This is a genomic window from Ruegeria sp. YTSC325 (assembly GCF_059609525.1).
Map to the genome: position 1 here is coordinate 252,121 of NZ_JBXWLY010000002.1, position 12,688 is coordinate 264,808.

Consider the following 12,688-nt stretch of genomic DNA (forward strand, 5'->3'; position numbering starts at 1 on the left):
AGACTACGCGATCAGGGGTGTGGATTGCCATGCCCCGAATACGGGGAATTTACAGTGTGGCCGCTCAGTGACAGGCGAGACCACTTGTGCCGTTGACGCCCCCCGGCCCCTTGCATAGGAAAGGAAAAACCCACCGGAACCGGCGCCCAAGCGTCCAAAGGGAATGTCATGACCGACCAGTCCAGTACACCTCGTTCTTTTCAAGAGATTATTCTGCGGCTTCAGACCTATTGGGCCTCGAAAGGCTGCGCGATCCTGCAGCCCTACGATATGGAGGTCGGTGCCGGCACCTTCCATCCGGCGACCACATTGCGCGCCTTGGGGTCCAAAGCTTGGGCAGCGGCCTACGTTCAACCTTCGCGCCGCCCGACCGACGGGCGATATGGAGAGAACCCCAATCGATTGCAGCACTACTATCAGTATCAGGTGTTGATCAAACCTAGCCCACCGGACCTGCAAGAGCTGTATCTGGGTTCGCTTGAGGCGATCGGTATCGACATGGAGCTGCACGACATCCGTTTTGTCGAGGATGACTGGGAAAGTCCCACCCTTGGGGCCTGGGGTCTGGGCTGGGAGGTTTGGTGCGACGGTATGGAAGTCAGCCAGTTCACCTATTTCCAACAGGTCGGCGGCCACGATTGCGCGCCTGTCTCGGGTGAGCTGACCTATGGGTTGGAGCGTCTGGCAATGTATGTGTTGGGCATCGACCATGTAATGGACATGCCCTTCAACGACCCTCAATCGCCCAGCCCGTTGAAATATGGCGATATCTTCAAACAGACCGAGGAAGAATACGCCCGCTGGAATTTTGACGTGGCCAACACCGAGGTCCTGCTGCGCCACTTTGAAGAGGCCGAGGCAGAATGCGCCACTATTCTGGCGCAAGAGCATGATGATCCAAAGACGGGCAAGCGCATCGTGATGGCGCATCCGGCTTATGATCAGTGCATCAAGGCCAGCCATATCTTCAACCTGTTGGACGCGCGTGGGGTGATTTCGGTCACCGAACGGCAGGCCTATATCGGGCGGGTGCGGGCGTTGGCCAAGCAATGCGCCGATGCGTTTGTCATGACCGAGGCTGCCGGGTACGAGGCTTGATGGCCAGATCACGCCAATCCGGGCAGCAAAACCTTGAGGCCATCGGCGATCATGCTGATGGCGATGGCCGACAGGATCATGCCCATGAAGCGGCTCATAATAACGCGCGCGTTTGCGGACAAGCGTTTGGCCAGCGCCGATGCGTTCCAGAAGGTAACGAACAGCAACAGCAGGACAACAAAAAATACGCCTGCATAAAGCATCGCATCCACTGGTTTGGTGATGTGATGAGCATAGAGGATCAGTGTCGTGATCGTGCCTGGCCCGACCAGAATCGGGAAGGCCAAGGGGTAGAACGCAACGGTGTCGGGTTCGGGGTAGGACTGTTTTTCATCCTCGGTCCCATGATGGGTCGTGCTTTGATTGCCGTTCAGCATGTTGAGGCCGATCATCAGAACGACCAGCCCACCCGCGACACGCAGGTCATCGACCGAAATGCCAAACAACCCCAACGCCTGATTGCCGATGGCTGCAAAGGCGCCACCAAGGATCAGGCAGTAGACCGTCACTTTCGCGGCCACCTTACGCTGATCGGCGGGGGACAACCCTTCGGTCACGCTGAGGAAAACGGGCAGGTTGGTGATCGGGTTCATGATCGCGAACAAAGCGCCGAAGAATCCGACGGTAAGGGTGGAGTCCATTCGATAAGCCTCGTATCAACCTGTTACGTGCCGGACCCTGTCCGATTTCCCGCGCATTTGAAAGGGGTTGCGTAAACAATGACCGGAAAACTGCTTGCTCTTCTGTTGCTTGGCTCGGCTGTTTTGGCCGGTGTGGGAATGTATTATCTTCAGGTCTATGGGTTTTACTACACGGTCGAACCGCAGCCGGGGCGGGATGTCAATCTGGTGGTCGTTGAGACCGATCAGCCAAAACCGATCACCTATTCTGCGTTTCAGGCAATTGATGCCGATAGCTCTCCGATCCGGTATCGAGCGTGTTTTGAAACCGATCTGAGCTTGGACCAGTTGTCAGGCTTCGTGGCGTTGGACAATGCCGAACCGTTGACCGCGCCAGGATGGTTCGACTGCTACAATGCCGTTGCCATCGCGGATGCGTTGAAGACCGGGCAGGCACAGGCATTCATGGGGCAAAAGAACATTCACTATGGCGTCGATCGTATCGTTGCAGTCTCACAGGACGGCAAGGGCTATGTTTGGCACGCGCTGAACAATTGCGGTGAAAAAGCCTATGACGGAACGGTCGTAGGCGAGGAATGCCCGCCGCGCCCGCAGGAGTGAAGCAATGATCCAGCAGATGTTGCAAGTTCCCGACTTTCTGACAGCTACGATGGGGTTTGCCGTTTATCTGATCGGGGCCGAGATCAACGCCCGTGTGGAGGTGCTGCGGCAGTTCAACATCCCCGAGCCCGTGACCGGAGGGTTGCTGGCCTCGGTCTTTCTGTTGGCGCTGTATCTGGTCTTCGGCATCGAGATGTCGTTCGGACTGGCTGCGCGCGATTTCCTGTTGGTTGTATTCTTTGCCGGAATTGGGCTGAACGCCAGACTTTCTGATTTGGTTGCTGGCGGTAAGCCGCTGTTTTTGCTTTTGATCCTGACGCTGATCACAATAGTTCTGCAAAACGGAATCGGCGCGGTTGGCGCAGCGATCTTCGGCTATCCGGTACAGGCCGGGGTCTTGTTCGGGTCGGCGGCATTGATTGGCGGGCATGGTACTGCCATCGCCTGGGCACCCGAGGTTGGCGCAGTGACCGGTTTGGAAGGTGCAACTGAACTGGGTGTTGCTGTGGCTACTCTGGGTCTTGTTCTGGCAGCTTTGGTCGGCGGTCCGATCGCGCGATTTCTGGTCGAGGGCAAGAACCTGACACCAGAACGTCCCGACGAAGAACATACGGTCGGTTTGCCCGACAAACCCACCGAGGCAGAGGCAAAGGTGGACCACCTGACCATCATGCGGGTGATGCTGTATCTGAACATCGCGATCGTTGCGGGGTACTTCCTGCACCAGGCGATCAGTGCGGCGGGGCTCAAGCTGCCTTTGTTCGTCCCCTGTCTGATCATGGGTATCGTCATTGCCAACTTACGCTCGGCGCTGTTTCCAAACGCGAATCCTGTTGCGCGTACGCCTTCGCTTGCTTTGCTTTCGGAATTCTCGCTGGGTGCGTTTCTGGCAATGTCATTGATGAGCCTGCAGTTATGGACGATCGCTGAGCTGGGGCTTGCGATTGTGGTGATCATGACGGCGCAGACGCTGCTGGCCGTTGTGTTTGTGATCTGGGTGCTGTTTCCGGTCATGGGTGGCAACTACCGGGCCGCTGTTCTGGCCGCCGGGTTCGGCGGGTTTGCCCTGGGTGCAACCCCCACAGCTATCGCGAATATGACCGCTGTCACCAAGCGATATGGCCCTTCGCCTATTGCCTTTATCGTGTTGCCCCTTGTATCCGCCTTCTTTGTGGATATTGCCAATGCCATCGTCATCCAGACGATCGTGAACTTCTAAGGACCGACCATGCCCGACCTGCTGATCGAACTGTTTTCCGAGGAAATCCCCGCCCGCATGCAAACCCGTGCCGGCGAAGATCTGAAAAAGCGGATCACCGATGGTTTGGTCGAGGCCGGTCTGACCTATGCCGGGGCTGCCGCTCTAACCACGCCGCGCCGCCTGACGCTGGCGATCGAGGGCCTGCTGGCGGAAAGCCCCACCATCCGAGAAGAACGCAAGGGCCCCAAGGTCGGCGCGCCCGACAAAGCGATCGAGGGCTTCCTGCGCGGTGCGGGACTGACGCGCGATCAGTTGGAAGAGCGCGAAACGCCAAAAGGCGCGGTTTATTTCGCCACCATCGAAAAAGCGGGCCGTCCAGCGACCGAGATCGTGGCCGACGTGCTGGAGGCCACCATCCGTAACTTCCCCTGGCCCAAGTCGATGCGTTGGGGCAGCGGTCCGTTGCGCTGGGTTCGCCCTTTGCATTCAATCCTGTGCATCCTGTCGGATGAGACGGGCGCGCAGGTCGTACCGCTTGAGGTCGAGGGGATCAAATCCGGGGATACCACGGGGGGGCACCGTTTCATGGCCCCGGATCGGTTCTCGGCCACGTCCTTCGAAGACTACGCTGCCAAACTGAAACGCGCCTTTGTGGAACTAAACCCCGCGGATCGGGCCGAACATATCTGGAACGACGCACAGAACATGGCCTTTGCCGCCGGTCTGGAAGTTGTCGAGGACAAGGGCCTGCTGGCCGAGGTTGCGGGTCTGGTCGAATGGCCAGTGGTGCTAATGGGCAAGATCGACGACGAATTCCTGGACCTGCCGCCCGAGGTGCTTCAAACCTCGATGAAAGAGCATCAGAAGTTCTTTTCGGTGAAGAACCCCAAGACCGGTCGGATCGAACAATTCATAACCGTCGCCAACCGCGAGACCGCCGACAATGGCGCGACCATCCTGGCGGGGAACCAAAAGGTGCTGTCCGCCCGGCTGGCGGATGCGAAGTTCTTCTGGGAGAACGACCTGCGCATTGTCAAATCCGACGGGTTCGAGCCGTGGGTCGAGAAACTGAACTCGGTGACCTTCCACGCAGAACTGGGCTCGCAGGGCGAGCGGGTTCTGCGCATCGCCGCGCTGGCGCATGAACTGGCCTCTGCGACCGGTGCAACGCCAGCCTTGGCGATGATGGCGGCGCAAGGGTGCAAGGCGGACCTGTCATCCGAGATGGTGTTCGAATTCCCCGAATTGCAGGGCCTGATGGGCCGCTATTATGCCGATTCAGCCGAACTGCCTGCGGAAGTGGGGCAGGCAAGTGAGGAACATTACTCGCCGCTTGGCCCGTCGGATGATGTGCCGACCGCGCCGGTTTCCGTGGCTGTGGCGCTGGCCGACAAGCTGGACACGCTGACCGGATTCTGGGCGATTGACGAAAAGCCCACTGGCTCGAAAGACCCGTTTGCGCTGCGCCGTGCGGCGCTTGGGGTGATCCGGTTGATCCTCACCAACAATCTGCGCCTTTCGCTGAATGACACCTTCGCATCAGCATTGGGAAGCCTGCTGAAACTGCCCGAATGGCAGGCAGCCCTGCTGGAAGCCAAGGCGAAACAAGCCAAGGCCGAGGATGCCGAGGCCGCCGCGCAAGAGGTTCACGGGCTCGCGCATCAGGTCGAAGCCGCGACTGCGATTGTCACCAACGCCCCGGCGGACCTGCTGTCCTTCTTCCACGACCGCCTTAAGGTGTTCCTGCGTGATGAAGGCATCCGCCACGACATCATCGACGCCTGTATCGCGATGGACGGCAATGATGACCTCAACCTTTTGGTCAAACGCGCTCGTGCTCTGAACGCAGTGATCGCGACCGAGGATGGTGAGAATCTTGTTCAGGGCTTCAAGCGCGCCAACAACATTCTGACTCAGGCCGAGGAAAAAGATGGGGTCGAATATTCCTACGGTGCGGATGTGAAGTTTGCCGAGACCGACAGCGAAAAGGCGCTGTTTGCGGCGCTGGAAAACGCGCAGGGCCAGATCGAAGCCGCGCAGAAGGCCGAGGATTTCCCCGCTGCAATGACCGCCATGGCCGCACTGCGCGGTCCGGTGGATGCGTTCTTCGAAGATGTTCAGGTCAATACCGACAATGACATCCTGCGGCGCAACCGTCTGAACCTGCTCAGCCAGATCCGTCAGGTTTGCGCGCGCGTGGCGGACCTCAGCAAGATCGAAGGCTAAGCCAGATGGCCCTTGCGCCATTGGTGCAGGGGCTTATGCTGCGGTCAAACCAAAAGGTGCCGCAGTGCAGAATAACCCGCATACCACGCTGATCACATCCACCGCGCCTGTCACCACGGCGTCGCATGGTGGCCGCGCGAAATGTCTACAACGGCTTGTCCGTCTGGAATTACCGGTGCCGCGCACAGTGGCGTTATCCTTTGATGCTGTTCAGGCAATTGCCAAGGGACAGGTCCCTGATATCGACGCTATTCTTGAGCAGTTCGACCAATCGACACTGTTGTGCGTGCGACCCAGCTCCGAGGACCCTGATTGGGGCGGTCCAGGTGCGATCCTGAATATCGGAATGAATGATGCGCGATATGTGGACCTGTCGGATTCGATGGGCGTCGAGGCTGCGGCCGCCCTGTATCTGCGTTTCGTGCAAAGCTACGCGGTTCACGTCGCGCGGTTGGATGCAGACGTGTTCGATGATATCGACGCCGATGGGCGCGAAGGTCTGCAACAATCGCTGCGTGCCTACGAAGATGAAACGGACGAAACCTTTCCGCAGGATCGCGGCGAGCAACTTGTCGCCGTTTTACGGTCGATGGCACGAGCATGGGATGGGACTTCGGCACGCCTTCTGCGACAGGCTAAAGGTGCGCCTGTGGATGCCGGATTGGGCCTCGTCATTCAGGAGATGATCCCGGGTGTCGGTCAGGGTGAGTGCGGCTCGGGTGTTTTGCAATTGGTGGAACCTACGACTGGGATGCCTCAGTTGACCGGGCGATACCTGAGCCAGAGCCAGGGCCGTGATGCGTTGGGCGAGGGTGTTGCTGCGCTCTATCTGGAAAAGGATCCGCGCGGCAAGTCGCTCGAGGAAGTGGCGCCCGAAGCCTTTGCGGAACTCAAGGCGCATGCCGCGCTGATGCGGATCAAGCTGCGCGAGGAAATGCAGGTCGAATTCGTGATCGAAAACGGCCATGTCCACATTTTGGACGGTGTTCGCGTGCAACGCAGCGCGCGGGCCGCGATGCGGATTGCAGTGCGACTAGCCGAAGACGGTATCATTCCACCGCAAGAGGCGGTGATGCGGGTTGATCCGCATTCGCTGAACGAATTACTGCACCGTCAGGTCCACCCCGAGGCGAAGCGAGATGTTCTGACGACCGGAATCGCCGCCAGCCCCGGCGCCGCGACTGGCAAAATGGTGTTTACCGCCGCCGAAGCGCAGGCCAGCGCTGCTCGTGGAGAGCCGTGTATCCTGGTGCGACGTGAAACCGCGCCCGAGGATGTGCGCGGGATGCACGCGGCCGTCGCGGTTCTGACTGAAAAAGGCGGGATGACCAGTCACGCGGCCGTTATTGGTCGGGGTCTCGGTCTGCCTTGTATTGTCGGTGCGTCCGAGATGCGTTTTCAAACCAAGAAACGGATGTTGACTGCACCTGACGGACGTGTGTTTAAAACCGGAGACACACTGACTATCGATGGCAGTTCAGGGCAAGTCCTTGCTGGGAAACCTGCGATGCTGGAAGCGGCGTTGGATGATTGTTTTCAGACACTTATGGCCTGGGCCGACGCTGAGCGCGACATTGCCATTCGCGCGAACGCCGATACGCCTGCCGACGCGCAGACGGCGCGGAACTTTTTGGCGCAGGGCATTGGGCTGTGCCGGACCGAGCATATGTTCTTTGATCCCGGCCGCCTGATTGTCATGCGCGAGATGATCTTTGCGCAAACCTCATCGGGTCGCGAGGCGGTTCTGGAACGTCTATTGCCGATGCAGCGCGAGGATTTTGTCGAACTGTTCCGGATTATGGAAGGGCAGCCCGTCTGTATCCGCCTGTTCGACCCGCCTTTGCATGAATTCCTGCCCACCACACGCGGCGGTCAACGCGAATTGGCCGAAGCGCTGGACCTCCCGGTCTCGGATGTTGAACGTCGCGTGACGGCGATGACGGAATACAACCCCATGTTGGGGCTGCGCGGTGTCCGCTTGGGTGTCACTGTGCCCGAGATTTATGACATGCAGGCCCGCGCGATCTTTGAGGCGACGATCGAAGCCAGCAAAAATGGCGAACCTGTCGTGCCCGAGGTGATGATCCCGCTGGTTTCCGCGAAACGCGAAGTTGAGCTGGTCAAATCGCGGATCGACTCTGTTGCGGCTTCGGTTGCGGCCGAGCGCGGGCAGGAATTCGAATACAGGTTGGGTGTGATGGTCGAAACACCGCGCGCCTGCCTGCGCGCAGATGAGATCGCGCCACAGACCTCGTTCTTGAGTTTCGGAACCAACGATCTGACCCAGATGACCTACGGGCTGTCGCGCGATGACGCGGGGCGGTTTATGTCCGCCTATGTCCGACAAGGTGTCTTTGCCGAAGATCCGTTCCATGTATTGGATGCGGACGGTGTTGGGGAACTGCTCAAGCTCGGGGCCGAGAGGGGGCGGCAATCGCAACCTAACGTGACCTTGTCTGTGTGCGGTGAACACGGTGGAAACCCCGAATCAATCGCCGTTTGTCGAGATCTGGGATTCGACTATGTCTCATGTTCTCCCTTCAGGGTGCCTGTGGCTCGGCTGGCTGCCGCTCAACTGGCGATTTCGTCCAGACTTGGGGGTTGACAGCCTTCTGAAACCCTAAGAATAGTAGGAAACAACAAGCTTCGCCGTGGGTTATTTTTGACGTAACGGCGATTTTCCACTTGCTTTTTTCGACAAAACTGGACGTTTCCGATTCAATTCGGTATGAGCCTCGTCGCGCCCGCCGGGGGAGGGTTTGGCGCATCATGTGCCTATGCGAGGTTATCTGAATGCTACGTTACATAATGGCTGTTGCCACGATGGCAGCAACCGTGCTGCCAAGTGTTTCCGTCGCTGAGAGGGAAGCCACCGATACTGCAAAGCGTGAACTTGTGGCCCGGACTGAACTGCCCGGTCAAAACTTCCGCGAATACCTGAATTTGTTCAAGCCCCGAAAGGCGGCTGAACCACAAAAAATATCCTACTCAAAGAACTGGCTGGATCAACAGCCCAAGGCCACTGGGGACGAGCACTTCAAGTGCCTGGCCGAAGCACTGTACTTCGAGGCGCGTGGCGAAAGTGTGCGCGGACAGTTTGCCGTGGCCGAGGTCATCCTGAACCGAGTCGACAGCGGACGTTTTCCCGATACGCTGTGCGGAGTGATCAAGCAGGGGACAGGTAAGAAATACCAGTGCCAGTTCACCTATACCTGTGATGGCCGCAAGGAAGTAATCCGCGAGAAAAGAGCCTATGAACGTGTTTCGAAAGTCGCACGTGCGGCCATCGACGGTGACGTGCCTGCGTTGACCGAAGGTGCCACTCACTACCACACAACAGCCGTTCGGCCCTCTTGGGCGCGTGTCTATACGGAAACCGCACGGATCGGCGTGCACATTTTCTACCGGCACAAACATCGCACGGCGAGTAACTAACTGACGCACCCGCGCTGGAAGCTGAATGGCGCGGGGCGTTTTTTGATCTATGTTGCGTGCCAGGAGGCCCGCAATGTTTTTGAATCGTCGACAATTCCTGGGCGCGTCTGCCGCGCTATCTGCGTTTCCCAAAGTGGGTCTGGCCGCGTATCCTCAACTTGTGGCACGCGAAGCCGTGCAGCAGATCGCGCCGTCCGAGTTTCCGGAAACACCGGTTTGGAGCTTTGGCGGGACTGTACCCGGCACGGAAATCCGTGTGCCGCAGGGTGGGCGTGTGCAGCGCCAGCTCTCGAATGCTTTGCCTCAGGCCACGTCGGTTCACTGGCACGGCATCCGGATTGACAATGCGATGGACGGTGTGCCGGGCCTGACGCAGGACGTCATCGAGCCCGGATCCACGTTCGACTACGATTTCGCCGTGCCTGACGCCGGGACGTATTGGTATCATTCCCATAACCGCACAATCGAACAGGTGGCGCGTGGACTTTATGGCCCGCTGATCATCGAGGAATCCGATAAACCCGACGTGGATCGTGATCTGACGCTGATGCTGGATGACTGGCGGCTGGACGCTGAAACAGCCCAGATCACCAATGATTTCGACAACGGGCATGATCTCAGCCATGCCGGACGATTGGGCAATATCGTTACGGTCAACGGTCAGTTCGACCCTTCGTATAAAGTCAGAGCTTCCGAGCGTCTGCGCCTGCGCCTGATCAATGCATCCAACGCCCGAATATTTGATCTGGGCATAGATGGGCTGACCGGTTGGATCGTTGCGCTGGACGGTATGCCGCTGGAAACTCCGCTGGAGATAACCGATCGTTTCCCACTGGGTCCGGCGCAACGGGCAGACATGATCGTAGACGTGCGTGCCTCCGCGTCCGAGACCGCCAGCCTTGTGAGTTTTGAGCGGGACGGGGGCTTTGGCCTTGTGCGTTTTGATGTATCTGGCCCAGGCCGGGCGGTGCGAACCGGTATCGCGGCGCTACCACCCAATCCGCTGCCTGAAATCTCTGTCGAGGATACGCCTTTGCATCGGATGTCGATGCAAGGCGGCGCGATGCGTTGGTTAAGTTCAGCCAAACTGGGCGAGACCGAGTTGTCAGGACAGGAACTGGCGCAGCTGGGTCGTTTCTGGGCGCTGAACGGGTATGCCGAGCGCCCAAAGGATCCGTTTTTGGACGCGCGATTGGGCGAAACGCATCGGATTGAGTTTGCCAACGAAACCGCCTTTCCTCATGCGATGCACATGCACGGTCATCATTTTCGCATCGTTCTGTCGGATGGCAGCCTTGGTCCGTGGCGCGATACGGTTCTTTTGGGGCGCGGGCAATCGCGCCAGGTTGTTCTGGTTGCAGACAATCCGGGCAGCTGGCTGTTGCATTGTCACATGCTGGGTCATGCCGCATCGGGTATGATGAGTTGGTTCCGCGTGACCTGACGACGCATTCGATGGCTGGAAAGGCGTTTGTTGCGGTGCTATACGCGCCCGCAACGTCTAATTTGGGCAGATCAGTCCCAAAGCCCGAAAAGGTCCGAACCATGAGTTCTGAAATCCGCCTTGCCTTCGCGCATCCTTCGGAGCGTTCCGAGGCTACTGCGACCCGAGGTCCCTTGGATCGCATTTCGTTGCGGGATCATATTGTGGAGGTCGAGATCGGTGCCTTTCAGGCTGAACGCGGCACAACGCAGCGGGTTTGTTTTAACATTGTGGTTGAGGTGCGGCCACTGACAGACCCGATTGACGATGATGTTGACCGCATCTTGTCTTACGATCGTGTGACCGAGGCGATCGCCTTTGAACTGGCTGCTGAAAGGTTGAATCTTCTGGAAACACTGGCCGACCGGGTGGCAGAACGTATTTTGCTAGAGCCACAGGCTGTAAGGGCTTTTGTTCGCATCGAAAAACTGGATCGGGGTCCCGGTGCTCTGGGTGTCGAGATTGTGCGCGGTAAGGACGCAGTGCACCATGATGTGGTCGAAGAAGAACGCCCGCATCCCCGTCTGGTCTTTCTATCGAATGAGGCGATTGCGTCGGGCAACCTGACTGGATGGATCGATCAGTTGGAAAATCGTCAGCGCCCGCTGATCCTGTGTGTGGGTGCAGCTGACATGGCTGTTCCGCAAACGGGACATGCGATGACTCAACGCCGGATTGACTTGCTGGCGATCGAGCAAAACGCCTGGGTTCTGGCTGCACGGGATCACCGCTGCGTCGTCGTCTCGACGCGGACGGAATTGGATTGGGCGATGAAAAACGGGCAGATTTGCGTCTGGGCACCGTCCAAGATCGTTCTGGACGCGGTTGATGGCCCTTCGGCTGCGCCATCGGACGCCGTGGCGCTGGCGGCTTGGTTTGCAGCGACGTTCGAAGCCAGCGAGATGATGGTCATCGGTGGTGCGTTGCCGGGCGATCCTGAAACACCACTGCGAGCAATCTCTGTGGAGCAGGCGCAACTGTGACAACCTATTACCGTCCGCTGGTCCAGAACGGCGCGCGGCGTCCCGATGGCGCCGTGTCTTTGGCGGGGCAGGCGCTTTGGTTTACCCATGCGGAACGGCTGAGTCGCTCGGAATGCTCTTCTATTGTTTCGGCACATGACATGCCCGACGATATCCTGGAACCTCTGTCCCATCCTCGCGCGCCGATAGCGGGGTTGGACATGAATCGGGCTCAGATCATGGGTATCCTCAATGCCACTCCGGACAGTTTCTCGGACGGTGGGATGCATAACTCAGTCCAGTCTGCACGCCGTGCGGCCGAACAGATGGTCGCGCAGGATGCGACGATCCTGGATATTGGTGGCGAATCTACCCGGCCCGGGGCTGCTTTCGTCCCGGAAGATGAAGAGATCGCCCGGACGGAGCCTCTGATCCAAGCGATCCGAGAACAAACGCAGGCACTGATCTCGATAGACACGCGCAAAGCGAGCGTTGCCAAAGCGGCGTGGCGGGCAGGCGCGGGGCTGATCAACGATGTCTCGGGCTTTACCTTCGATCCAGATCTGGCCCCGTTTTGTGCGCGGGTTGGCGCGCCGGTCTGTGTCATGCATATGCAGGGCGATCCCGCCACGATGCAGGATGAACCACGCTATGATGACGTGCTGCTGGACGTGTATGATTTTTTGGGCCAGCAGGTACAGAACCTCGAAGTCCTCGGGCTGCGTCGAGACCAAATCATCGTCGATCCCGGCATTGGTTTTGGTAAGACTGAGGCCCATAACCTGACGCTGCTGCGCAATCTCAGCCTGTTTCACGGGTTGGGCTGTCCGATACTACTGGGCGTATCGCGCAAGGGGTTCATCGGACAGATCGGCAAAGAGACGCGCAAGGACGCCCGTGCGCCGGGTTCGATTGCAGTCGGGTTGGCCGGTCTGGCACAAGGGGTGCAGATCCTGCGGGTTCACGACGTGGCTGAGACCGCTCAGGCCTTGCGTCTGTGGGCTGCCGTCCGGTAATCCGGTCGCAGGCAAGAAACGACGGA

General features: G+C 58.8%; 10 protein-coding genes. 9 read left to right on the forward strand and 1 reads right to left on the reverse strand.

The annotated features are described in order from the left end of the window. Positions 1-168 precede the first annotated feature (168 nt). A complete protein-coding gene (locus tag AC2FF7_RS04055) occupies positions 169-1,098 on the forward strand; it encodes a glycine--tRNA ligase subunit alpha (protein ID WP_170352797.1) in 930 nt (309 codons plus the stop codon). Positions 1,099-1,106: 8 nt separating this feature from the next. On the opposite strand, the gene AC2FF7_RS04060 is transcribed toward AC2FF7_RS04055, so the two are convergent. Beyond that, a complete protein-coding gene (locus tag AC2FF7_RS04060; protein ID WP_496905227.1) occupies positions 1,107-1,739 on the reverse strand; it encodes a MarC family protein in 633 nt (210 codons plus the stop codon). A 78-nt stretch (positions 1,740-1,817) separates the two neighbouring features. Here AC2FF7_RS04060 and AC2FF7_RS04065 point away from each other — a divergent pair, with 78 nt between their 5' ends. The 8 genes from AC2FF7_RS04065 (at position 1,818) to folP (ending at position 12,662) form a co-directional block, all read left to right on the forward strand. After that, positions 1,818-2,339 (forward strand): DUF6446 family protein, encoded by a 522-nt coding sequence (locus AC2FF7_RS04065; RefSeq protein ID WP_480867340.1) that lies wholly within the window; start codon positions 1,818-1,820, stop codon positions 2,337-2,339. Between the two features lie 4 nt (positions 2,340-2,343). After that, positions 2,344-3,558 carry a sodium/glutamate symporter gene (gltS, locus tag AC2FF7_RS04070; protein WP_480867341.1) on the forward strand — a complete coding sequence of 405 codons (1,215 nt, stop codon included), beginning with the start codon at positions 2,344-2,346 and terminating at the stop codon, positions 3,556-3,558. Positions 3,559-3,567: 9 nt separating this feature from the next. Next, the gene (gene glyS, locus AC2FF7_RS04075) at positions 3,568-5,766 is read left to right on the forward strand and encodes a glycine--tRNA ligase subunit beta (protein WP_496905228.1); all 2,199 of its coding nucleotides are present in this window, start codon (positions 3,568-3,570) and stop codon (positions 5,764-5,766) included. 64 nt (positions 5,767-5,830) lie between these two features. After that, entirely contained in the window at positions 5,831-8,371 is a 2,541-nt protein-coding gene (locus AC2FF7_RS04080) for a putative PEP-binding protein (RefSeq protein ID WP_496905229.1), read from the forward strand. Between the two features lie 188 nt (positions 8,372-8,559). Further along, positions 8,560-9,201: a cell wall hydrolase gene (locus tag AC2FF7_RS04085; RefSeq protein ID WP_170352802.1), complete on the forward strand. Its 642-nt coding sequence runs from the start codon at positions 8,560-8,562 to the stop codon at positions 9,199-9,201. Between the two features lie 73 nt (positions 9,202-9,274). Then, complete coding sequence (locus AC2FF7_RS04090; protein ID WP_480867345.1) at positions 9,275-10,645, forward strand: multicopper oxidase family protein; 1,371 nt, start codon at positions 9,275-9,277, stop codon at positions 10,643-10,645. Between the two features lie 101 nt (positions 10,646-10,746). Then, on the forward strand, positions 10,747-11,667 hold the full coding sequence (locus AC2FF7_RS04095; RefSeq protein WP_353393198.1) for a dihydroneopterin aldolase: 921 nt from the start codon (positions 10,747-10,749) through the stop codon (positions 11,665-11,667). After that, positions 11,664-12,662, forward strand: coding sequence for a dihydropteroate synthase (gene folP, locus AC2FF7_RS04100; protein WP_496905230.1), 999 nt, complete (start codon positions 11,664-11,666; stop codon positions 12,660-12,662). Before AC2FF7_RS04095 ends, folP begins: the two co-directional genes overlap by 4 nt. Positions 12,663-12,688 lie beyond the last annotated feature (26 nt).